This is a genomic window from Serratia sp. CY83965 (assembly GCF_052166375.1).
Classification (GTDB): Bacteria; Pseudomonadota; Gammaproteobacteria; order Enterobacterales; family Enterobacteriaceae; genus Serratia; species Serratia marcescens.
The window spans coordinates 606,029-628,272 of sequence record NZ_JBJNOV010000004.1; the positions used below are offsets into that span (position 1 = coordinate 606,029).

At 61.1% G+C, this 22,244-nt stretch carries 17 protein-coding genes; 6 read left to right on the forward strand and 11 right to left on the reverse strand.

Annotation, left to right across the window (positions count from 1 at the left end; genetic code table 11):
* Nucleotides 1-86 precede the first annotated feature (86 nt).
* The gene (gene fsa, locus ACJ8PL_RS13825) at nucleotides 87-752 is read left to right on the forward strand and encodes a fructose-6-phosphate aldolase (RefSeq protein WP_015378028.1); all 666 of its coding nucleotides are present in this window, start codon (nucleotides 87-89) and stop codon (nucleotides 750-752) included.
* A 48-nt stretch (nucleotides 753-800) separates the two neighbouring features.
* Here fsa and ACJ8PL_RS13830 read toward each other — a convergent pair whose 3' ends face one another.
* Entirely contained in the window at nucleotides 801-2,867 is a 2,067-nt protein-coding gene (locus ACJ8PL_RS13830; protein WP_442531215.1) for a carbon starvation CstA family protein, read from the reverse strand.
* 385 nt (nucleotides 2,868-3,252) lie between these two features.
* On the opposite strand from ACJ8PL_RS13830, the gene ACJ8PL_RS13835 reads away from it, so the two are divergent.
* Together ACJ8PL_RS13835 and ACJ8PL_RS13840 are read left to right on the forward strand one after the other, a co-directional pair.
* The gene (locus ACJ8PL_RS13835) at nucleotides 3,253-4,416 is read left to right on the forward strand and encodes a M20 aminoacylase family protein (RefSeq protein ID WP_110147060.1); all 1,164 of its coding nucleotides are present in this window, start codon (nucleotides 3,253-3,255) and stop codon (nucleotides 4,414-4,416) included.
* A gap of 30 nt (nucleotides 4,417-4,446) precedes the next feature.
* A complete protein-coding gene (locus ACJ8PL_RS13840) occupies nucleotides 4,447-5,757 on the forward strand; it encodes an MFS transporter (RefSeq protein WP_110147059.1) in 1,311 nt (436 codons plus the stop codon).
* Nucleotides 5,758-5,831: 74 nt separating this feature from the next.
* Here ACJ8PL_RS13840 and ACJ8PL_RS13845 read toward each other — a convergent pair whose 3' ends face one another.
* A complete protein-coding gene (locus ACJ8PL_RS13845) occupies nucleotides 5,832-7,766 on the reverse strand; it encodes an exoribonuclease II (protein ID WP_176063069.1) in 1,935 nt (644 codons plus the stop codon).
* A gap of 187 nt (nucleotides 7,767-7,953) precedes the next feature.
* Entirely contained in the window at nucleotides 7,954-8,481 is a 528-nt protein-coding gene (gloA, locus tag ACJ8PL_RS13850; protein WP_016927543.1) for a lactoylglutathione lyase, read from the reverse strand.
* A gap of 99 nt (nucleotides 8,482-8,580) precedes the next feature.
* On the opposite strand from gloA, the gene ACJ8PL_RS13855 reads away from it, so the two are divergent.
* Nucleotides 8,581-9,435 carry a LysR family transcriptional regulator gene (locus ACJ8PL_RS13855; protein ID WP_033640155.1) on the forward strand — a complete coding sequence of 285 codons (855 nt, stop codon included), beginning with the start codon at nucleotides 8,581-8,583 and terminating at the stop codon, nucleotides 9,433-9,435.
* Between the two features lie 15 nt (nucleotides 9,436-9,450).
* Here the strand turns inward: ACJ8PL_RS13855 and ACJ8PL_RS13860 are convergent, their stop codons facing one another.
* Nucleotides 9,451-11,757, reverse strand: a complete 2,307-nt coding sequence (locus tag ACJ8PL_RS13860) for an FdhF/YdeP family oxidoreductase (RefSeq protein WP_110147057.1) — start codon at nucleotides 11,755-11,757, stop codon at nucleotides 9,451-9,453.
* A 282-nt stretch (nucleotides 11,758-12,039) separates the two neighbouring features.
* Between ACJ8PL_RS13860 and dacD the strand changes: the two genes are divergently transcribed.
* Together dacD and ACJ8PL_RS13870 are read left to right on the forward strand one after the other, a co-directional pair.
* The gene (dacD, locus tag ACJ8PL_RS13865) at nucleotides 12,040-13,209 is read left to right on the forward strand and encodes a serine-type D-Ala-D-Ala carboxypeptidase DacD (RefSeq protein WP_048795474.1); all 1,170 of its coding nucleotides are present in this window, start codon (nucleotides 12,040-12,042) and stop codon (nucleotides 13,207-13,209) included.
* A 65-nt stretch (nucleotides 13,210-13,274) separates the two neighbouring features.
* A complete protein-coding gene (locus ACJ8PL_RS13870; RefSeq protein ID WP_016927547.1) occupies nucleotides 13,275-14,180 on the forward strand; it encodes a LysR family transcriptional regulator in 906 nt (301 codons plus the stop codon).
* Between the two features lie 88 nt (nucleotides 14,181-14,268).
* Here the strand turns inward: ACJ8PL_RS13870 and ACJ8PL_RS13875 are convergent, their stop codons facing one another.
* The 7 genes from ACJ8PL_RS13875 to sapA all read right to left on the reverse strand — a co-directional run bounded on the left by ACJ8PL_RS13875 (nucleotide 14,269) and on the right by sapA (nucleotide 22,181).
* Nucleotides 14,269-14,817 (reverse strand): inclusion body family protein, encoded by a 549-nt coding sequence (locus tag ACJ8PL_RS13875; RefSeq protein WP_015378018.1) that lies wholly within the window; start codon nucleotides 14,815-14,817, stop codon nucleotides 14,269-14,271.
* A gap of 460 nt (nucleotides 14,818-15,277) precedes the next feature.
* Entirely contained in the window at nucleotides 15,278-16,462 is a 1,185-nt protein-coding gene (locus ACJ8PL_RS13880; RefSeq protein WP_110147056.1) for a CMD domain-containing protein, read from the reverse strand.
* Nucleotides 16,463-16,883: 421 nt separating this feature from the next.
* A complete protein-coding gene (gene sapF, locus ACJ8PL_RS13885) occupies nucleotides 16,884-17,696 on the reverse strand; it encodes a putrescine export ABC transporter ATP-binding protein SapF (protein ID WP_016927550.1) in 813 nt (270 codons plus the stop codon).
* A 1-nt stretch (nucleotide 17,697) separates the two neighbouring features.
* On the reverse strand, nucleotides 17,698-18,690 hold the full coding sequence (sapD, locus tag ACJ8PL_RS13890) for a putrescine export ABC transporter ATP-binding protein SapD (protein WP_016927551.1): 993 nt from the start codon (nucleotides 18,688-18,690) through the stop codon (nucleotides 17,698-17,700).
* Nucleotides 18,690-19,580 (reverse strand): putrescine export ABC transporter permease SapC, encoded by an 891-nt coding sequence (sapC, locus tag ACJ8PL_RS13895; protein ID WP_004930580.1) that lies wholly within the window; start codon nucleotides 19,578-19,580, stop codon nucleotides 18,690-18,692. Before sapC ends, sapD begins: the two co-directional genes overlap by 1 nt.
* Nucleotides 19,567-20,532: a putrescine export ABC transporter permease SapB gene (gene sapB, locus ACJ8PL_RS13900; protein WP_016927552.1), complete on the reverse strand. Its 966-nt coding sequence runs from the start codon at nucleotides 20,530-20,532 to the stop codon at nucleotides 19,567-19,569. The genes sapC and sapB overlap by 14 nt, the downstream gene beginning before the upstream one ends.
* Nucleotides 20,529-22,181: an ABC transporter substrate-binding protein SapA gene (sapA, locus tag ACJ8PL_RS13905; protein ID WP_016927553.1), complete on the reverse strand. Its 1,653-nt coding sequence runs from the start codon at nucleotides 22,179-22,181 to the stop codon at nucleotides 20,529-20,531. Before sapA ends, sapB begins: the two co-directional genes overlap by 4 nt.
* Between the last annotated feature and the right edge of the window lie 63 nt (nucleotides 22,182-22,244).

Below are 22,244 nucleotides of genomic sequence, written 5' to 3' on the forward strand. Positions count from 1 at the left end.
TGATTTTGATCAAAAGTTAGCGCGGTTTTTGCCCTATGATGATCAGAGTTTGAGTCCGCCCACAGAACATGACACAGGAGTCCGTGATGGAGCTTTATCTCGATACCGCCGATGTGACCGCGGTAAAACGCCTGGCGCGCATTCTGCCGCTGCACGGCGTCACCACCAACCCGAGCATCGTGGCGAAGGAAGGCAAGCCGATCTGGGAAGTGCTGCCCGCGCTGCGCGACGCCCTCGGCGGCACCGGCAAGCTGTTCGCGCAGGTGATGGCGGCCGATGCTGAGCGCATGGTGGCGGAGGCGGCGCTGCTCAGTCAGCGCGTCCCGGGGCTGGTGGTCAAGATCCCGGCGACCGCCGAAGGGCTGGCGGCGATCAAGAAACTCAAAACGATGTCCATCCCGACGCTGGGGACGGCGGTGTACGGCGCCGGGCAGGGGCTGTTGGCGGCCTTGGCCGGGGCGGAATATGTGGCCCCTTACGTCAATCGGGTGGACGCGCAGGGCGGTGACGGCATCGAAATGGTGCACGAGCTGCAGCAGTTGTTGAGCCTGCATGCGCCGTCGGCGCAGGTGCTGGCCGCCAGTTTCAAGACGCCGCGCCAGGCGCTGGAGTGCCTGTTGGCCGGCTGCCAGGCCATCACGCTGCCGGTGGACGTCGCGGAGCAGTTCCTGAACGCGCCGGCAGTGCAGGCCGCGGTCGAGAAATTCGAACAGGATTGGCAGGGGGCGTTCGGCTCAACGCTGTTAGGCTAAAGCCAGTAAAAAGGGCGCCGCGGCGCCCTTGCTTGATGCTCGGTTCGCTTAGCCGCGGCCGGTCTCCTCTCGCAGTGCGGCGCTGACCTCGTGCACCGTCGGTTGTTCGGAACGCAGCGCCCGGCGGATGGCGAAGAAAGCGGCGATCAGCATGGTCACCGCCACCAGCATAAAGAACCCGCACAGCGCGGCGTTGATCTGGTTGCTGAACACGATGGTTTCCATGTCTTTCAGCGATTTGGCCGGGGCAATAATCGTGCCTTGCTCGATGCCGGTGGAGAATTTCTTCGCCTGCGCCAGGAAGCCGATGCTCGGTTTTTCGTGGAAGATCTTCTGCCAGCCGGCGGTCATGGAGGTCACGAACAGCCAGGCGGTCGGCAGAATTGTCGCCCAGGCGTAGCGCTGCTTTTTCATCTTGAACAGCACCACGGTGCCGAGGATCAGCGCCATCGACGCCAGCATCTGGTTGCCGATGCCGAACAGCGGCCACAGGGTATTGATGCCGCCGAGCGGATCGACCACCCCCTGATACACGAAGAAGCCCCAGCCGGCCACCGCCACCGTGGTGCCCGCCAGGTTGCCGAACCAGGAGCGGTTGTTGGCCAGCTGCGGCACCGCCACGCCCACCAGATCCTGCACCATAAAGCGGCAGGCGCGGGTGCCGGCGTCGACGGCGGTCAGGATGAACAGCGCTTCGAACAGAATGGCGAAGTGATACCAGAACGCCATCATCGCCCGGCTGTTGAACACCTCACTGATGATGTGCGCCATGCCCACGGCGAAGGTCGGGGCGCCGCCGGCGCGCGACAGAATGGAGTTCTCACCCACCTCTTTGGCGATCAGCGCCAGCGTTTCCGGCGTGACGATAAAGCCCCAACTGTTGATGACCTGCGAAGCATTTTCCACCGTGGTGCCGATCAGCGCCGCCGGCGAGTTCATGGCGAAGTAAACGCCCGGATCCAGCACCGAGGCGCAGATCAACGCCATGATGGCGACGAAAGATTCCATCAGCATGGCGCCGTAACCGATAAAGCGTATGTGGCTTTCGCGCTCTACCAGCTTCGGCGTGGTGCCGCTGGAAACCAGCGCGTGGAAGCCGGAAATGGCGCCGCAGGCGATGGTGATGAACAGGAAAGGGAACAGGGCGCCGGCGAACACCGGGCCGCTGCCGTCGATAAAGCGTGAAACCGCCGGCATTTTCATCTCCGGCATGGCGAAGACGATGCCGATGGCCAGGCCGATGATGACGCCGATTTTCATAAAGGTGGAAAGGTAGTCGCGCGGCGCCAGCAGCAGCCACACCGGCAGCACCGAGGCGACGAAGCCATAGATCACCAGCACCCAGGTCAGGGTGGTGCCGTGCAGCGTGAAGAATGGCCCCCAGTAGGGATCTTGCGCCACGTTGCCGCCGTAAACGATCGCCAGCAGCATCAGTACGAAGCCAATCACCGAAATTTCGGCGATCTTGCCCGGCCGGATAAAACGCATGTAGATGCCCATGAACAGCGCGATCGGGATGGTGGCGGCGATGGTGAACAGCCCCCATGGGCTGTCGGCCAACGCTTTTACCACCACCAGCGCCAGCGCCGACAGGATGATGATCATAACGCCCAACGCGCCGAGCATGGTGATCACCCCGGCGAACGCGCCCAGTTCTTGCTTGGCCATTTCCCCCAGTGAACGCCCGTCGCGGCGGGTGGAGATGAACAGCACCAGGAAATCCTGCACCGCGCCGGCCAGCATGACGCCGACCAGGATCCAGATGGTCCCCGGCAGGAAGCCCATCTGCGCGGCCAGGATCGGCCCCACCAGCGGCCCGGCGCCGGCGATCGCGGCGAAGTGGTGGCCGAACAGCACCCATTTGTTGGTGGGCACGTAGTCCAGGCCGTCGTTATGGCGTTCCGCCGGGGTCAGACGACGGTCATCCAGCTCAAAGACCTTGTCGGCGATGAACCGGCTGTAGAAGCGGTAGGCGATGCTGTAGCAGGCGACGGCGGCGACCACCAGCCAGACGGCGTTGACGTGTTCGCCGCGGCTCAGCGCCAGCATGGCGAAAGCGAAGGCGCCGACCAACGCCACCAGCAGCCAGATAAGTCCGGACCTGATGTTTTTCATGAAACAACTCCTTGGCGTGCAGAGGTAAAAATCAACGTTGTTATTAGGAATGACGTTTTAACAGTAGAAGTTTTGCCGCCGAACCGCGGCAGGTCGGATGAGAAATGTGAAGCAGGTGGGGTTTTAGTGTAAAAACAACGTGATGAAACAGCGTTGGCGCAGGCTGTCGCCCACATAATCCTGAGCAGTTATTCATTCGGCATTTTCACGGCGCGTACAGCGAATTATCGTCGTTTTTTATCTGGGCACGGTGTCTGGCGGATTATTATTTTATCTGTCGAGGTGTGCCGAAATAAAATTATTTATGCTGTGTTATACCTTTATTTTCACCCATGGGCTTAATTATTCATCAAATAAATAATAAAGCTACTAAAGGAATTTAATTATGATAAATAAAATCATCGAAGGGTATTTACCTCAGCTCACGGCCATTCGGCACGATATTCATCAGCACCCTGAATTGGGTTTCGAAGAGTTCCGCACCAGCGATCTGGTCGCGGATTATCTGAGCTCGTGGGGCTACGAGGTGCATCGCGGATTGGCGGGCACCGGCGTGGTGGGGACGCTGCGGGTGGGAGACGGCGTTAAACGCCTTGGGCTGCGCGCCGATATGGACGCCTTGCCGATAGAGGAAAACAACGGCAAACCCTGGCGCAGCAGCGTGGCCAACCGCATGCATGCCTGCGGCCATGACGGCCATACCACCATGCTGCTCGGTGCCGCCCGCTACCTGGCGCAAACGCGCAACTTCAACGGCACGCTGCACCTGATTTTCCAACCGGCGGAAGAGATGCTGAACGGCGGCGCGCGCATGGTGGAGCAGGGGCTGTTCGAACGCTTCCCCTGCGACGCCATCTTCGCCATGCACAACATGCCGGGGATGGCGCTCGGCGAGTTCTTCTTCCAACACGGCCCGTTTATGGCCTCGATGGATCAATTCAACGTGCGGGTGCAGGGGCGCGGCGGCCACGGCGCCATCCCGCAGCTGGCGGTCGATCCGGTGCTGGTGGCCTCGCATATCACCGTTGCCCTGCAGAGCATCGTTTCGCGCAATATCGATCCGCTGGAGGCGGCGGTGATCACCGTTGGCAGCATCAAGGCCGGCGAGGCGGCCAACGTGATCCCGGACAGCGCGGAGATGAAGCTCAGCGTGCGCTCGCTGGATCGCCAGGCGCGCGCTACGCTGCTGGCGCGCATTCCGGCGCTGATCGAGGCGCAGGCGGCAAGCTTCGGCGCCCACGCGACGGTGGAACACGTTAACGGCACGCCGGTGTTGGTCAACGACGAAGCGATGACCCGTTTCGCCCACCGCGTGGCGGAGCAGCAGTTCGGCGCCGCCCGCGCGCACTACGGCGCCAGGCCGCTGATGGGCAGCGAAGACTTCGCCTTTATGCTCGATGCGCATCCGCAGGGCTGTTACCTGATCGTTGGCAACGGCGACGGCGAAGGCAGCTGCATGGTGCACAACCCGGGATATGACTTCAACGACGGCTGCCTGGCGGCCGGCAGCCAGTATTGGGGGGCATTGGCTGAAGCCTATTTAAAATAAACGCGAAAAATAATAACAGGGAAGATAATGATGAGTGAAAATACGGCTGAAACCCAAACGGAAATAATATCGGCCCCGAAGGTCGGTGGCAAAAAGATCATCTTCGCCGCCTCCTTCGGCAATGCGCTGGAATTTTTCGATTTCGGTATTTATAACTTCTTCGTCATTTATATTAGTGTGCTGTTCTTTCCGCCGTCGAGCGATCCTAATTTGGCGTTGCTGTTGGCGTTCGCCACGTTTGGCGTCAGTTTTTTCATGCGGCCGCTGGGCGGTATTTTGATCGGCGCCTATGCCGATCGCCATGGCCGCAAGCCGGCGATGATCCTGACGATTTCACTGATGAGCCTGGGCACGGCGATGATCGGTTTTGCGCCGACTTACGCCAGCGCCGGCTATTGGGGAACCGTCACACTGGTGGCGGCGCGTTTGATCCAGGGCGTGGCGGCGGGCGGCGAGGTGGGGGCATCGATGTCGTTGCTGGTGGAGTCGGCGCCACCTAACCGGCGAGGCTTCTATTCCAGCTGGTCGCTGGCGACGCAGGGCATCGCCACCGTGGTCGGCGGTGTCACCGCGCTGGCGCTCAGCGCGGCCTTGCCGGTGCTTTCCGGCGAGCCGAACGCCATGGCCGAGTGGGGATGGCGCATTCCGTTCTTTATCGGCGTGGCGCTGGCGCCGCTCGGTTGTTGGCTGCGTCTCGGATTGGAAAGCGACCGGCCGCCGGTGTCGCGGGCCCATGAACCGCCGTCGCAGCTGCGACGGCACTCGCGCGCGGTGGTGCTTGGCGTGATGCTGACCATTGGCGCTACCGTCGCCACTTACATCTCGATGTATTATCTCGGCACTTACGCGGTGAAATACTTAGGCATGCCGCAAGCCTACGGCTATGCCGCGATGCTGCTGGCGGGGCTGGTGACCTTCGGCGGCAGCCTGTTGGTCGGGCACTGGTGCGATCGCTATGGCCGTTTGCCGCTGATCCGGGGCTCGCGCATCGCTATCTTGATCGTGGCCTTGCCGGCGTTTTGGTGGCTGAGCGCCGCGCCGCATCCGGCGGTGCTGCTGCTGATTGTCGCGATATTGGTCGGATTGACCACGCTCGGCTCGGTGCCGACCATGCTGATGATTTCGGAGCTGTTTCCGCAGCGCATTCGCGCATTGGGGTTTGCGTTGGTCTATAGCCTCGGCGTGGCGATTTTCGGCGGCTTTGCCCAATATATCGCCTCGCAGTCGATCGCGTTGAGCGGCTCGCTGCTGGCGCCCGCCGTCTACCTGATGCTGGCGACGCTGGCTTCGCTGGCGGTGCTGCCCTTGCTGCGTGAAACCGGCGGCGATCCATTGCGCTAGCGAGCGCGGGCGAAAAAAAGCGCCGGCGGTTTTCACCGTCGGCGCTTTGCGTTGCGACCGTTTCAGGCTGGCGTTCAGGCCACCGGACGGGCGATCACGCTGCGGGTTTCCATGCGCACTTCGGCGATGGTGACCTGCAAGGTATCGCTTTGGCGGTAAACCACTTCACCTTTGATCTGCACGGTGCCGGTTTCCTGGCTGCACTGCATTTCGTCACGCACTGCGTGAATGAACGGCGCCGGGATGAAGGCAACCGCGCCGTTGTCCAGCAGGCGCACACGCAGGCCGCCACGGGTTACGTCGATAATCTCGGCGTTGAAGCGGGTATCGGTGCCGGCCTTGTCCTGCAGGAAGCGGGCGTACAGCCAGTCGCCGACGTCGCGTTCCGCCATGCGGTTCAGGCGGCGGCGCTCCGCCAGCTGCACCGTCACGTCATCCTGCGGTTTTTCCGCCGACTGCTGGTTGATGATCGCCTTCAGCAGGCGGTGGTTGACCATATCGCCGTATTTACGGATCGGCGATGTCCAGGTGGCGTAAGCCTCCAGACCCAGACCGAAGTGTGGCCCCGGCGTAGTGCTGATCTCGGCGAAGGTCTGGAAGCGGCGGATGCGGCTGTCGAGGAACTGGGTCGGCTGCGCGTCCAGGTGGCGGCGCAATTCGCAGAAACCGTCGAGGGTCAGCAGCTTCTCGGCTTCGGCTTCGACGCCGTTGGCCTGCAGTACGGTGACCGCTTGCTCAACCAGCGCAGGATCGAAACCGGTGTGCACGTTGTACACGCCGAAGCCCAGGCGATCGCGCAGCACGATGGCGGCGCAGACGTTGGCGGCGATCATGCATTCTTCAACAATACGGTTGGCGCTGCGGCGCTGCTCGGTAACGATCTCCAGCACGTCGCCTTTTTCACCCAATACGAAGCGGTAGTCCGGGCGATCTTTGAATACCAGCGCATGCTGGTGGCGCCAGGCGTTACGCGCGTCGCAAACGCGTTTCAGCAGGGTGATCTGTTGCGCGATGGCGTCGCTCGGCGGTTGCCAGCCGGCAATGCCGTCCAGCCAGTCGGAGACTTCGTCGTACACCAGTTTGGCTTTGGATTCGATCTCGGCGGCGAAGAACTGAATATCTTCGCCCAGCGCGCCGTCGGCGGCGATGGTCACGCGGCAAGCCAGCACCTGACGGCGCTCGTTAGGGCGCAGCGAGCACAGGTTGTCCGACAGATCGCGCGGCAGCATCGGGATGTTGAAGCCCGGCAGATAGTTGGTGAAGGCGCGCACGCGGGCGATATCGTCCAGCTTGCTGCCTTGCTCGACATAAGCGGTCGGATCGGCGATGGCGATGGTCAACTGCAGCGAACCGTCACCGTTGTCGGTCACGTACAGCGCATCGTCCATGTCTTCGGTGCTGGCGCTGTCGATGGTGACGAATTCGAGCGCGGTCAGATCTTCACGCACCAGCGCAGCGTCCGGCTCGCTGAGAGCCTGCATCTCCGGCGCCTCTTTTTCCAGATTGTGACGCGCCAGCGTCACCCACCACGGGGCGAAATGGTCTTCACCGTCGGTGATAAACTGGGTCAGGTCGGCGTTGAAGCCGCGATCGCCTTTCAGCGGATGACGGCGCATTTCCGCCACCGCCCAGTCGCCGGCCTGGAAGTTGTGGGTCAGTTCACGCACCGGGCGGCACGGAATCGCCTCTTTCAGCAACGGATGATCGGGCACGATGGACAGGCGATCGTCGCGCTTTTGCACGCGGCCGACGAAGCGCGACAGGAACGGTTCGACCAGGGTTTCCGGCTCGGCGATTTCGCGCTCTTTCTCGGTGTGCAGGGTGGCGATAATGCGATCCCCGTGCATGACTTTCTTCATGTACGGCGGTGGAATGAAGTAGCTTTTTTGACCGTCTACTTCAAGAAAGCCAAAGCCTTTCTCAGTCCCTTTCACGACGCCTTCAACGCGCGGGGTCTGAGAGTGAAGTTGCTGTTTAAGCTGCGCCAGCAGCGGGTTATCTTGAAACATATCGTCCAGTGAATGGGTTGTGAGTGGCAAGATTTGCGGCTGACAGTTTTACGCGAATCACCCGCTGCGAGCAAGCCTAACGTCACGGAACCCCGCGTTGCCGCGCGATTTTGCGCAAGAATGGTCAATCGAAGGGCGAACGATGAAAAACCCCGGCGCGCAGGCCGGGGTGAAAGGCGTAGGACAATCAGTCCCGCAGCGGCGTCGGCTGCAGGATTTCAATCCAGTAATCGTCCGGATCGCGAATGAACGCCACGTAGTTCATGCGGCCTTCATGCAGGCGTTTCTGGAAGGTGACGCCCAGGCGCTCAAACCGCTCGCAGGCGGCGCGCACGTCCGGCACCGTGACGCACAGGTGGCCAAAGCCGCGCGGCTCGCCGTTGCCGTTGTGGTAATGGAAATCCGCCTGATTTTCGGTGCCGTGGTTATGGGTCAGCTCGAGAATGCCCGGCTGGCTCAGCGCCCAGCGTTTGCGTTCGTCGTCATCCTGCGGGATCTGCTCGCGCGGGCTGCGCGTCAGGTAGCAGATGGTGAAGGCGGCTTCTTTGAACTCTTCCAGATAGACCGGGGTAAAGCCCAGCACGCGCGTATAGAAATCCAACGCTTTGGTCAGGTCTTTCACGCGGATCATGGTGTGGTTGAACACGTAACCGTCGGTTACCGTATCCGGTTGGGCCGCCACGCCGGGCAGCGTCAGTAAGTCATTCAGTGGCATCAGTGATCCTCCTCAGGGTGTCGACAGACTGTAGGTGAAATCGATGCTAATCTAAAGTGATTGTTTTTAACTAAAACGCTAACTAAAAGTGAAGGATAGATGAAGCTGAGCCAGCTGAAGTTTTTCTGCACCGTGGTGGAACACAAAACCATCGCCGCCGCCGCCCGTGAGCTGCACTGCGTGCCTTCCAACGTCACGCTGCGGCTGCGCGAGCTGGAAGAGTCGCTGGGCGGCGAGCTGTTTTTCCGCGACAAGAACCGGCTGTACGTGAATCCCAAAGGCCGGCTGTTCTACCAGCAGGCGCGCGACATCGTGGCGCAGGCCGAGCGCAGCAAACAGCTGTTCGCCGGCGAGCAACAGCATGGGCTGCTGAACCTCGGGGCGCTGGATTTTTCGCTGGTCAGTCACTTGCCGGCGCGCATCGCCCGGCTGCGCCGTTTACAGCCCCATTTGCACATCAACGTGCTGAGCCGCGACTCGCTGGTGCTGGAACGCATGTTGATCGACAGCGATCTCGATCTGGCGATCACCGACGGCCCGATTGAGCATCCGCTGCTGGCCAGCCAAAAGGCGTTTGACGAACGGCTGGTGCTGCTGATGCCGGCGGATGTCGGGCAACCCGACGCCGCCACGCTGGCGCCGCTGGAGTTTTACACGTTCAGCCGCGAGTGCTCGTTCCGGCTGAAGGTCGATCACTGGCTGGCCTCGCGCGGGCTGAAACCGCGCATGACGCTGGAAATGGAATCTTATGCCGCGATGGCAGCCTGCGTGAAGGATGGTTGCGGCGTCGCCTGCGTGCCCGGCTCGTTGCTGCCGCTGATTTTGCCGGCGCCGGGGCTGAAGGTGGTGGAAATGGGCGAGGAGGGCGTGAGCGATCTCTATTTCGTCTGGCGGCGGCATCAGCTGTCCGAGGAATTGCAGACTATCCTGGAAATATTGGCGCGCCCGGCGTGAACCGGGCGCGCGTTTTCAGGCGATGCGCAGCGACGGTTGCTGCTCGCTGCGGCGAATCGCCACCGGGATCGACTTCGACGTCGGAGTGCCGGTGCCGTCGCCGAAGCTGGCCAGCGGCACCAGCGGGTTGGTTTCCGGGTAGTAGGCCGCCAGGTTGCCACGCGGAATGTCGTAACTCACCAGCTTGAATCCATCCACCTTACGCACCACGCCGTCGTTCCACAGGGTTTCTATCTCTACCCGTTCGCCATCCTGCAGGCCCAGCGCCGCCAGATCTTCCGGATGGATGAACAGCACTTCGCGCTGACCGTAAACGCCGCGGTAGCGGTCATCCAGACCATAGATGGTGGTGTTGTACTGATCGTGCGAGCGCAGCGTCTGCAGGGTGAACGGCGCTTGCTCGCCGCCCAGCTGCGGGAACAGGGTGGCCGGCAGCGCGGCGTCGCTGAATTCCGCCTTGCCGCTTGGCGTGGCGAAGCGCAGTTCGGCGGCGGCATTGCCCAGGTAGAAGCCGCCGGGTTGCTCGCAGCGCCGGTTGAAATCCTCGAAGCCGGGAATGGTGGCGGCGATGTGATCGCGGATCAGCGAGTAGTCGTCGGCCAATTCCAGCCAGTCCAGCTGTTGCGTACCCAGCACGGCGTCGGCGATGCCGCAGACGATCGCCGTCTCCGAACGTTGAGTGTCCGCCAGCGGTTTGCCGATGCCTTCCGAGGCGTGCACCATGCTGAACGAGTCCTCGACCGTGATGTACTGTGAGCCGCTGGCCTGCATGTCCAGTTCGGTGCGGCCGAGCGTCGGCAGGATCAGCGCGTCTTTGCCGGTCACCAGGTGGCTGCGGTTAAGCTTGGTGCTGATATGCACCGTCAAATCGCAGTTGCGCAGGGCGCGGGCGGTGCGCTCGGTGTCCGGCGCCGCGGCGGCCAGGTTGCCGCCCAGCGCGATCAGCACTTTCACTTCGCCGCGCAGCATCGCTTCGATCGCTTCCACCGTGTTGTGGCCCAGCGCGCGATTGGCGGTGAAGTTAAAGTGGCGTTCCAGGCTGTCGAGCAGCGCCTTCGGCGACTTCTCATCGATCCCCATGGTGCGGTTGCCCTGGACGTTGCTGTGGCCGCGTACCGGGCACAGACCGGCGCCCGGTTTGCCCAGTTGCCCGAACAACAACTGCAGGTTGGTGATTTCACGCACCGTTGCAATAGAGTGCTTATGCTGAGTCACGCCCATCGCCCAGGTGCAGATCACCCGTTCGGCGCCCTGGTAGGTGGCCGCCGCCTGGCGCAATTGCGCTTCGCTCAGGCCCGATTGCGCGGTAATGGTCCGCCATTCGGTGGCGTCCACCTGCGCCAGATAAGCCTCTACGCCGACGCTGTGCCGTTCGATAAACGCCAGGTCAAACAGGGCAGGTTCACCGGCGGCGAGGCGCTGACGGTGGGTTTCCAGCAGGGCTTTCACCATGCCACGCACCGCCGCCATATCGCCGCCCAGATTCGGCTGGTAATAGGAAGAGCTGATCGGCGAGGATTTTGGCGTCAGCATCTGCACCGGATCCTGCGGATCGGCGAACCTTTCCAGCCCACGTTCGCGCAGGGTGTTAAAGCTGACGATGCGCGCGCCGCGTCGGGCGGCGTTTTTCAGACTGTGCAGCATGCGCGGGTGGTTGGTGCCGGGATTTTGACCGAACACGAAGATGGCGTCGGCCTTTTCGAAGTCATCGATGCGGATGGTGCCTTTGCCGACGCCGATGCTCTGCTTCAGCCCAACGCCGCTCGCTTCGTGGCACATATTGGAACAGTCGGGGAAGTTGCTGGTGCCGAGCATGCGGCCAAACAGCTGATAAAGATACGACGCTTCGTTGCTGGCGCGGCCCGAGGTATACAGCTCGATCTGGTTCGGGTTGTCCATGCCGTTGATGTGTTTGGCGATCAGCGCCAGCGCGTCCGGCCAATGGATCGGCTCATAGTGGTCGGTTTCGGCGTTGTAGCGCATCGGATGGGTGAGGCGCCCTTGATACTCGAGGAAATAGTCGCTCTGCTGCTGCAGGGTGCTGACGCTGTGGGCGGCGAAGAACTCAGGCTCCACGGCGCTGCGCGTCGCTTCCCAACTGACCGCTTTGGCGCCGTTTTCGCAAAAGCTGAAGGTGCTGTGATTGTCGTCGCCCCAGGCGCAACCGGGGCAGTCGAAGCCGCGCGCCTTGTTGACGCGCATCAGGTTGCGCATGTTTTTTAGCGTTTGTTTACTGTCGAGGACAAAGCGGGTGGTGGCTTCAAGCGAACCCCAGCCGCCCGCCGGGCCGGTATAAGGCTTGATTGACGGTTTGAATTTCATGGTGACACTTCGCAGGTAGTTGTAGCTAAAAAGTAAACGCTTTTTTATGCGTTTTGCGTATTTATGTCACAAGTTTAGGAGCGCGGCAGGCGGGCGTCTAATCGAATGGTGCAATGGCGGCATAGAGCATATCTATCGCAGATGGATGTTGACCTAAACAAATGGTTGCATAAAGACACCCGCTGCAAAAGAGTAATGGTTTCGTCTGAAAGTGAATTCATGCAGTCTATCTCGCGGATTATATTGGCATTTTATTCAGCCTGCGGGCCTGAGGAACACAGCGTGAAGCGTTCAGTATCAGTGGTGATCGGCGGTATATTACTGCCTTTAGCGGCGCAGGCGGCGGAAACGACGCCCCATTTTCCCACCATGACCCCACCGGCGATAGACGCCGCCTCTTACGTTTTGATGGATTACACCACCGGCCAGGTGCTGGCCGCCGGCAATGCCGACGAGCGGCGCAATCCGGCCAGCCTGACCAAACTGATGACCGGGTTGGTGATCGACCACGCGCTCGACCAGCATAAGATTGGCCTCGACGATGTCGTCACCGTGGGGAAAGACGCCTGGGCGCAGGGCAACCCGGTGTTCAAAGGCTCCTCGCTAATGTTCCTGAAGCCTGGTGACAGGGTCACGGTACGCGATCTCAGCCGCGGCATCATCATCGATTCCGGCAACGACGCCTGCGTTGCGATGGCCGATTATGTGGCGGGCAGCCAGGCCAACTTCGTCAAGCTGATGAACGAGAAGAGCGCGCAGCTGGGCCTGCAGAACACCCATTTCGAAACGGTACACGGGCTGGATGCGCCGGGGCAGTTCACCACCGCCGGCGATCTGGCGGTGATTGCGCGCGCCATCATCATGAGCGAGCCGGCGGAATACCATATGTACAGCGAGAAATCGCTGACCTGGAACGGCATCACGCAGCAGAATCGCAACGGCCTGCTGTGGGACAAGACCCTGCACGTCGACGGCCTGAAAACCGGGCACACCGCCTCGGCCGGCTTCAACATCATCGCCTCCGCCACCGAAGGAGATCGCCGCCTGATCGCCGTGGTGATGGGCGGCAAAAGTTCCAAAGGCCGCGAGGAACAGGCGCGTAAGCTGTTGACGTGGGGGCTGCGCGACTTTACCACGGTGCACCTGTTCAGCGCCGGCCAGAGCCTGGGGGACGAACCGGTCTGGTACGGCGAAAGCCACCGCTTGCCGGTCGGCAGCGCGCAAGAACAGTCGCTCAGCCTGCCGAAAAGCGAGGCGGACAAACTGAAGGCGCAGTACGTGATCAATGCCGCGCGGCTGGAAGCGCCGATCAACAAAGGACAAACCGTTGGCGAGATCCGCATCAGCGATAATGGCCAGGTGGTGAAAACCCTGCCGCTGGTGGCGCTGCAGGCGGTGCCGCAGGGCGGCGTGTTCTCGCGCCTGATGGATTACATGAAGCTGAAGCTCTGACTCACCGGGCGAGCGACGACACCCGGTGGTATACTGAGCGCGAATGCCGATCATTGAGCCGCGCTATGGATATTAAACAACTGATTTATTTGTGTAATTTAGAACGGGAACGCCACTTCGGTCGGGCGGCGGAGGCCAGCTTCGTCAGCCAGCCGACGCTGTCCATGCGATTGAAAAACCTGGAAAAAGAGCTGGGCGTTTCGCTGATTAACCGCGGCAACCATTTCGGTGGTTTTACCGCCGAAGGCGAGCGGGTGCTGGCGTGGGCGCGTGAGATTGTCTCGGTTTACCAGGGGCTGAAGCTGGAGGTGGAGTCGCTCAAGCACGGTTTGCACGGCACGTTGCGCCTTGGCGTGGTGCCGCAGTGCAGCATCTCGGTGGCGGAAATGCTCAAGGCGGTCAGCGAGCGTTATCCGCATCTTGATTACCGGCTGGCGGTGCTGAGCGCCGATCAACTGCTGGAGGCCCTGACGGCGCATACCGTCGACATCGGCATCGGCTTTTTCGAGCTATCGACGCTGAAGGAACTGCATTTTCAATCGCAACCGCTGGTGGAAACCGGCGTCGAGCTGGTATTTCATCCGCAACACTTCCCTAAGCTGGTGGGCGACACGCCGTTGCCGCTGGAGGCGGTGGCCGCCTTGCCGCTGTGCCTGGCCGAACCGACGCGTTATTTCCGCCGCTATCTCGATCAGCACTTCCGCGACGCCGGGTTGACGCTGCACACGCGGCTCGAGACCGCGTCGATCTTCCAACTGCTGGAGGGGATTTTCGTCGGCCTGGGCTGCGGGCTGTTCCCGCGTGGCCAGCTGCAATCGCCGCTGATGCCCGAGCTGCAGCGGCGCCCGGTGGCCATCGGCGCCATGCCGCGTCATGCGGCGGTGGTGGTCGATATGGCGGAGCGCGCTACGCCGTTGGCGCAAAAATTCTTCGACGCCGCCAGCGAGTGGCTGCGTCGGCAAAAGGAATAGAGACGTTTATGTTTATCCGACGTTCCAGCCATGATGATGGCCCCGTGGGGCCATCATCATGTTTGCGCTAACGGCCGATGAAATTATGTTAATTGCTGATGGTAATGGTCGGATCCCAATAGAAATAACCCAGTAATTTCTGATCGCCGCCGTTTGGCCGATAATAAAGGCCAAATTGAATGCAATAGTTTTCCGTACCGGTATTGGTAATGTCTGCCTGTATAAACCAATAGGTTTGGTTGGTGAAGCTGACGGGGAATACGGTATTTTGCGCCGGCATCATCGAGCTGCGGGTGTACATTTTGAAGGTCGGGTTGGAGAAAACCTGGGTGCCGCTGCCGAACTGCGGCAGCCCGTAGATCAGCACGCTGGCGTCGAAATTGGCGGATTCTGAGGTGCCGGTCCAGCGAATGACGTCGCCGACATTGGCCTTAAAGTTCAGGTCCGCCGTGCCGGAGCCGCCGATCACCTGTTCGGAGGTGACGACCATATAGGCGTATTGATGGCCAATGCCCGTCGGGTTGCCGGCGTCCTGGCTGGGATTGTTATTCTCGAATGCTTCTATCAGGGCATCGGTATCGATGACGACAATCACGTTAACGATACTGTTGCTGGATTTAAGTTCTTGCTCAGACATAGGGTTACCTCACAATATTTTTTGCTGTGATAGAAAATTGAAAATAATGAGAATAACGGCGAGCTTTTATCTTTGTTGAATATTAAAAATGGGTCATCACAACGCCGCTATCGGCTTAATCATAGAAACTAAATAGCAAGACGACCACTGCTGAAAGGTTAGGGGTTTTAATGAGTTCATCTATTAATTAGCAGGGTTAAAACCTTGTTTTACTGCTTCTGCGATGAGAACGGTTACAGAATTGAGCGATGGCGCAATCTGCCTATTGCTTTGTTTGCAGACATAATTTTGACGAACCCTGTGTTTCGCCGATGGCAGAATAAAACGAATCATAATCCTGATAAATGAAGTGTGTTTGGATTTTTGCTTTATCAATTTATATTTTGGTGAAGTTTTTCGCCGAAACAGAGAGGGGGAGTTAACGGCGAAGAACGTTAGCCGTCAACTCAGTGATGACAGATCACAGCGCCGGTTGTACCGGTTCCGCATCGCCCAACGTTTGGCGCAGGCGATTTTCCCAAGCGTAGAGCGCGGCGGTGAGGATCACTTCCAGCGCCTGCGCCTGATTCAGGCCGCTGTTGAACAACGGCTGCACGCTCTGCGGGGTAAATTTCTCCGGTGCGCGCGTCAGCTCGGCGGCGGTGTGGATCACCGCGCGTTTGACGGCATCCTCGGTAAATGCCAGCCCCTGAGGCAGCCCGGCGAACAGCGCCTGGGTCAGTCCGTCGTCCTGGAGCTCTTGCGTCACCGTGGCCGCGCAATAATGGCTGCCGTTGATGCGCGAAACCGCCAGCGTCGCCAGCGCCTTCAGGCGGCTCGATAACCCATATCCTTCGGCATTGATGCCGTTGAACACCCCGTTACGCTCGCGCAGTGCGGCGGCATCGTGCGCCAACAGCAGATAATAAGATTCGGCGCGCGCCTGCGGGTGACTCTGATCCAGCACGTCAAGCTGTTCTGCGGCGGCGGCTTCCGTGTCGATCGGCGGCAGACGCGCGGTCCAGCTTAACTCTTCGGCACTGAAAGCGACGCCAACGGCGTCTTCGACGTTAGGGAAGCCGGGCACCACCGCCGCCGGCCGGCCAGCCAACGCCGCGACGCCCGCGACCACGCGCGCTTGATAGCTGACAAAACCGATGATTTGCGAAAAGGTGACGATATCCGCCGGGCTCAGCCCGACGTCGCCAAGCTGTTGCAGCGCCTTGCGGCAAATCAGCGTGGGCTGGCTGGCAAGCTGGCGGGCGTATTGGGTGATCTGGGCGAGGCGGATATTGCTTTCCCGGGAAGCGTCCGGGCTGTGCAGCGGGGCGAGGCGGGCGGCATAGTGGCTACAAAGCGACTGCACGCCCGTCACCTGAGCGACGGTCAACGCGGTGCTGAGGCGATCATATGGTGACATTGTCACGTATCGTGATAATGGCACCTGATCGGGAAACAGCGCGTGGTAGCCGGCCAATGAGGCGTTGAACACCCCGGCGCGAGCGCTGAGCGCATTGTTTAAGGCTTCATCGGCGAAGGCGCCCAGCCCCAGCAGAAAGCGATCGCGAAGGGTGGCCGCCTGAGGCTCCAGCGGCGCATCGCCCCGCACGCTGCTTTGGGTTTCGTGATACCACTGGGCATTATGTTGTCGACGGAGTCGTTCCATAGGGTCAATCCTTAATCATGATCAACAGCCAACGCTGCGTACGGCAGCGGCGGCTGGACAAAGAGGCAACATGCCCCCAAGCGGGGCGAAAGGCGGATTTAGCGCAGCTCATCGCAGCACAGCGCGTGGCCGTAAACAGAGAAACCGGCGGCCAGGGTGAGCAAAAGCTGCGTGAGGCGGCGGTGGCGAAGGCTGTTCATCAGTGCGATATCCTGTCGTATGAGAGACTCAACGTAGGGGATATCCTCACCGATCGCCCTGGCGAGATAAAATAATGTTACGGACTAATCAATAACTGAAAGGAATAAAATATAAGGATATATAACAAGAATGTAATTTGTATGTGCGTTTTCTTGCTAAGCGGCAGGCGCGTACCGCAATAAAAAACCCGCCGCAGCGGGTTTGGCGGTGACGGCGCGACTCAAAAACGGCCGCCGTCGCGCCGCCAGGCGTCGGCGGTCAGCGCCTCGCCGAAGTGGCTGGCGATAAGACGCTTGGTCAATTCGTGCAGCGGCGCCGCCAGCACCTCGGCGGTGCTGCCGCGTTCGACGATTTCCCCTTCATGCATCACCAGCACCTGGTCGCTGATATGCTTCATCATGCCGAGATGTTGGGTGACATAAATATAGGAAATACCGTGTTTTTCCTGCAGCTCCAGCATCAGGTTGATGATTTGCGAGCGCATCGACATGTCCAGCGAGGCCAGCGCCTCATCGGCGACAATCACCTTCGGCTGCAGGATCAGCGCACGCGCCAGCGCGACGCGCTGTTTCTGCCCGGAAGCCAGCATGTGCGGATAGTAGTAGGCGTGATCCGGCAGCATGCCGACCTGGCGCAGCGTCTGGTTGATGCGCTGCTCGCGCTCGGCGGGTTCCAGATCGGTGTTCAGCCGCAGCGGCGCATCCAGCAACTGGCCGATGCGTTGGCGCGGATTGAGCGAGGTGCTCGGATCCTGAAAAATCATGCGAATGCGCTGGCTGCGATAGCGATAATCGCCGAACGCCAGCGGATGATCGTCGATCAACAGCTCGCCGGCGGTCGGCTCCACCATGCCGGAGAGCATCTTCGCCAGCGTGGATTTGCCGGAGCCGTTCTCGCCGATCACCGCCAGCGTCTGGCCTTCGCGCAGGGTAAAGCTGACCGATTTCACCGCCTCGACGTGCTGGCGGCGGAACAGCCCGGTGCGATAGCGGTAGGTTTTGCTCAGGTTGCGCACTTCCAACAGCGTTTCCATGTTATTGCTCCTCCATGTTCAGCGGGAAGTGGCACGCGAAGAAGTGGTTTTTGACCGGGCGCAGGCGCGGCGTTTCGATGCACTTCTTCTGTGCGTAAGGGCAGCGCGGCCCCAGGCGGCAGCCGATCGGCAGGTGTTCCAGCGAAGGAATGGCGCCCGGCAGCGTGTTTAAACGGCTCTTGTGCGGCAGCGAGCGGCCGAAGTCCGGCATGGCGCGGATCAGCGCCTGGGTGTAAGGGTGGTGCGGCGCCGCCAGCAGTTCTTCGCACTGGGCGCTTTCCACCGTTTGCCCGCAGTACAAGACGTTCACCCGGTCGGCCCACTTGCTCATCATCTGCAGGTCGTGACTGATCAGCAGAATGGTGGTGTTGTTGTTCTGGTTGAGACGCGCCAACAGGCGGAAAATCTGCGCCTGCGTGGTCGGTTCCATGGCGTTGGTCGGTTCATCGGCGATCAGCAGGCGCGGTTGGTTGGCCAGCGCGATGGCGATCATCACTTTCTGGCACTCGCCTTCCGTCAGCTCGTAGGGGAAGCTGCCCATGATGTCGTCGTGATCCTTGATGCCGACGCGGTGCAGCAACTCGATGGCGCGGCGTTTGCGCCAGTTGAAGCGCTGCCACCAGTGGCCCTTGTAGGTCCAGCCCGGGATGGCCTGCGCCAGCTGACGGCCGATGCTCTCGGAAGGGTCGAGACAGGACTGCGGCTCCTGGAAGATCATTGAGACGTTGTGGCCCACCAGCTTGCGCCGCTCGCGCGGGCTCAGCTGCAGCAGATCGATGTCGTCGAAGCGGAAACGATCGGCGGTGACGCGCCAGTTGTCTTTGGTCACGCCGCAGATGGCCTTGGCGATCAGGCTCTTGCCGGAGCCCGATTCGCCCACCAGGCCGCGCACCTCGCCCTCGGTCAGCGTCATGCTGACGCGATCGACCGCCTTGACCGGCCCTTCGGCGGTCATAAATTCAATCGTCAGATTGCGGATATCGAGTAACGGCATTATTCCACCCCGGCATTGATTGCGCGGCGCATACCGTCGCCCAACAGGTTAACCAGCAGCACGCTGACGAGGATGGCCGCGCCGGGCAGCATCACCGTCCAGGGCGCGACGTACACCAGCTCGAGCGAATCGCCGAGCATCGCTCCCCATTCCGGCGAAGGCAACTGCGCGCCGAGATCGAGGAAGCCAAGCGCGGCGATATCCAAAATAGCCATCGACAGCGCGCGGGTGAACTCGGTCACCAGCACTGCCGCGATGTTCGGCATGACTGCATACCACAGGATCTGCAGCGTGGAAGCGCCGTCAAGGCGCGCCGCCACCACGTACTCTTTCTCCAACTCATCGTGCACCGCGCTGTAGATGGTGCGCACCATGCGCGGCAGCAGAGCCAGCCACACCGCCAGCATGGCGTGTTCGAGTTTGGGCCCGATAAACGCCACCACCACGATCGCCAGCAGTAACGACGGAATAGACAGCAGAGTGTCGAGAATGTGGTTAAGCACCGCTGAGCGCAGCCCGTGGGTGACGCCGGCGAACACGCCGAGGATCACCCCGCAGAACGCCGCGGCCAGCGTCACCGCCAGCGCGGAACCGAAGGTGGCGGCGGTGCCGGTCAACAGGCGGCTGAGGATGTCGCGCCCGAGATCGTCGGTGCCGAGGAAGAACGACACGTTGCCGTAGCGCGACCAGGACGGCGGCAGCAGCTGATAACCGAGGAACTGCTGATCCAGCGCGTAGGGCGCCAGCAGGCTACCGAACAGCGACAGCAGCAGCAGGGCGATCACGCCGTAAAAACCGATCATCGCCAGCGCGTCGCCGTAGAAAATCCGCCAGGTGTAGCGCAGCGGGCTCGGCATCTTTTTCTCGCGGTATACGTTATCGAAGGGCATACCATTCCTTATGTTTCAGCGGGTTGGTTGCCGCACCCAGAATGTCGGCCAGAACGTTAATGGTGATCACCAGCGTGCCGACCACCATGACGCCGGCGGAGATCGCCGCATAGTCCTGCTGGCGAATGGCGTTGATCAGCCACCGGCCGAGGCCCGGCCAGCTGAACACCACTTCGGTGATCATCGCCAGCGTGAGCATGGTGGAGAACTGCAGCCCCAGCTTGGGCACGATCGGCGGCAGCGCATTGTGCAACACGTGGCGGCGGATGATGGTGAAGCGCGACAGGCCGCGGGTGGCGGCGGCCTTGATGTAGTTTTGGCTCAGCACGTCGTCGGTGCTGATGCGCATCAGGCGCACCACTTCGGTGGTGGGCGCCACCGCCAGCGCGGCGATCGGCAGGATCATGTGGCGCAGGGCGCTGCCGATCATCTCGGCGCGGTACGGCGAATCCGACAGCCAGGCGTCGATCAGCGCGAAACCGGTGATGGGCTTCACCTGATACAGCAGGTCGAAACGGCCGGATACCGGCAGCCAGCCCAGGTGCAGCGAGAAGAACAGCATCAGCAGCAGCGCCAGCCAAAACACCGGCATCGAGAAGCCCAGCAGCGCGAAGGTGCTGATGGCGGTGTCCTGCCACTTGCCGCGCAGCACGCCGGCGATGATGCCCAGCGGAATGCCGATGAACAGCGCCATAGCGAAGGCCAGCAGGCACAGTTCCATGGTAGCCGGGAACACTTCGCGCAGCTGTTCGCTGATCGCTTGGCCGTTGATGCTGGAGACGCCGAAGTCCCAGTGCAGCAGGCTGACGAAGTAGAACTGATAGGCGTCCAGCAGGGCGGCGCCGTTCAGCGGCGCGCGCGGCGTGAAATAGCTCAGGCTGAAACTGACCAGCGTCAGGAAGAACAGCGTGATCAGCAGCAGCAGAATGCGGCGCAGGGTAAAGATAATCACTTTTTCACCTCCGGCGCGGATTCACGGTACACCCCGGCGAACGAGGCGTTGCCGAACGGGCTCAGCACCAATCCCTTGATGTCGTAACGATAGGCCTGCAGGCGCAGGGAAGACGCCAACGGCAGCACCGGCAATTGCTGCTCGAGGATTTTCTGCGCCTTGCGGTAGTTATCGATGCGCTGAGACAGCTGCTGCGACAGCAGCGCGTTCTGCAGCACTTCGTCAAAGCCCGGATCACACCAGTGAGCATAGTTGGTTTGCGAACGGATTGCCGCGCAGCTCAGCAGCGGCCGGAAGAAGCTGTCCGGATCGTTGCTGTCGGTGGCCCAGCCGGTCAGGGTCAGATCGTGGTTCATCTCCATCAGGCGCGCTTCCTGGAAACGGCCCTCCACCGGCACGATGGTGACGTTGATGCCCACCTGGCCGAGATCGGCCTGGATCAGTTCGGCGGTTTTCAGCGGGCTCGGGTTGTAAGACTGCGAGGCGGTCGGCACCCACAGCTTCAGGTTCAGCTGGCTGACGCCGGCCTGCCGCAGCATCTCGCGCGATTTGGCCGGATCGTATTCGGTGACGTGCGCATCGTTGTCGTAGGCCCAGGAGGCGCGCGGCAGAATCGAGGCGGCGGTTTCCGCCGTGCCGTAATAGATCGACTGCATCAACCGCTGGTTGTTGATCGCCAGCGAGATCGCCTGGCGCACGTTGAGATTGTCGAGCGGCGGTTTGCGGGTGTTGAACGCCAGGTAGGCGATGTTCATCCCTGGGCGCAGCGTCAGGCGCAGGCGCGGATCGTCGCGCAGGATAGACAGCTGGCTGGCCGCTGGATAGGCCAGCACGTCGCACTCGCCGGTCAGCAGCTTGGAGAGGCGGCCGGTGCCGCCGGCGCCCAGATCGATCACCACCTGCGGCATGCGCGGCAGGCCTTTCCAGTAGGCGGCGTTGCGCGCCAGCCGAATATATTGCCCCGAGCGGTATTCGTTGAGCAGGAATGGGCCGCTGCCGACCGGCTCGCGATCGATCAGCTCCTGATGGCCTTCGCGCGTCAGCGTGTCGGCGTATTCGGCGGACAACACCGGCGCATAATGAGTCGCCAGGTGCCACAGGAACGAGGCGTCGGGCGACTGCAGGCGAATTTCCACCGTGTAGTCGTCGAGCTTTCTCACGCTCTGCACCGAATCGCCGAACTGCAGGCTGTCGAAATAGGGGTATTCGCCGCCGTTGACGTCGTGATACGGATGTTTCTGATCGAATACGCGGGCAAAGCTGAACACCACGTCGTCGGCATTCATCTTGCGGGTGGGCGTGAACCAGGCGGTGGTCTGGAACGGCACGTCCTTGCGCAAATGGAAGCGGTAGGTAGCGCCGTTATCCAGCACTTCCCAGCTTTGCGCCAGCTCGGGGATCAGGCGATAGGTGTAGGGATCGACGTCCAGCAGGCGATCGTACAGCTGGGCGGCCAGGGTATCCACCGTCAGGCCGCTGCTGGCCATTTGCGGGTTGAAGGTATTCAGTATGCCGCTGACGCAATAGACAAAGCCGCTCTGGCGAATGTCCGGCAGCGGCGCCGCGGCGGCGGGTGCGGGCGGTGTTGTCGCGGCCAGGGCAGAGCCCGTCAGGCACAACGACAGTATCCAAAAGGGTAAACCACGCATAGAGGCTCATGGGTTAATCAGCAATAGCGTTAGTGTATCGCACTCTGACCGGCAGCCCAATCC

Bases quoted from the DNA above. Each gene is read 5' to 3' on its own strand.
- ACJ8PL_RS13870 (WP_016927547.1), top strand. From the start codon at position 13,275: ATGGATATTAAACAACTGATTTATTTGTGTAATTTAGAACGGGAACGC.
- ACJ8PL_RS13855 (WP_033640155.1), top strand. From the start codon at position 8,581: ATGAAGCTGAGCCAGCTGAAGTTTTTCTGCACCGTGGTGGAACACAAA.
- ACJ8PL_RS13840 (WP_110147059.1), top strand. From the start codon at position 4,447: ATGAGTGAAAATACGGCTGAAACCCAAACGGAAATAATATCGGCCCCG.
- sapD (WP_016927551.1), bottom strand. From the start codon at position 18,690: ATGCCGTTACTCGATATCCGCAATCTGACGATTGAATTTATGACCGCC.
- ACJ8PL_RS13860 (WP_110147057.1), bottom strand. From the start codon at position 11,757: ATGAAATTCAAACCGTCAATCAAGCCTTATACCGGCCCGGCGGGCGGC.
- ACJ8PL_RS13880 (WP_110147056.1), bottom strand. From the start codon at position 16,462: ATGGAACGACTCCGTCGACAACATAATGCCCAGTGGTATCACGAAACC.
- sapF (WP_016927550.1), bottom strand. From the start codon at position 17,696: ATGGAAACGCTGTTGGAAGTGCGCAACCTGAGCAAAACCTACCGCTAT.
- fsa (WP_015378028.1), top strand. From the start codon at position 87: ATGGAGCTTTATCTCGATACCGCCGATGTGACCGCGGTAAAACGCCTG.
- ACJ8PL_RS13875 (WP_015378018.1), bottom strand. From the start codon at position 14,817: ATGTCTGAGCAAGAACTTAAATCCAGCAACAGTATCGTTAACGTGATT.
- sapC (WP_004930580.1), bottom strand. From the start codon at position 19,580: ATGCCCTTCGATAACGTATACCGCGAGAAAAAGATGCCGAGCCCGCTG.
- sapA (WP_016927553.1), bottom strand. From the start codon at position 22,181: ATGCGTGGTTTACCCTTTTGGATACTGTCGTTGTGCCTGACGGGCTCT.
- ACJ8PL_RS13830 (WP_442531215.1), bottom strand. From the start codon at position 2,867: ATGAAAAACATCAGGTCCGGACTTATCTGGCTGCTGGTGGCGTTGGTC.
- gloA (WP_016927543.1), bottom strand. From the start codon at position 8,481: ATGCCACTGAATGACTTACTGACGCTGCCCGGCGTGGCGGCCCAACCG.
- ACJ8PL_RS13845 (WP_176063069.1), bottom strand. From the start codon at position 7,766: ATGTTTCAAGATAACCCGCTGCTGGCGCAGCTTAAACAGCAACTTCAC.
- ACJ8PL_RS13835 (WP_110147060.1), top strand. From the start codon at position 3,253: ATGATAAATAAAATCATCGAAGGGTATTTACCTCAGCTCACGGCCATT.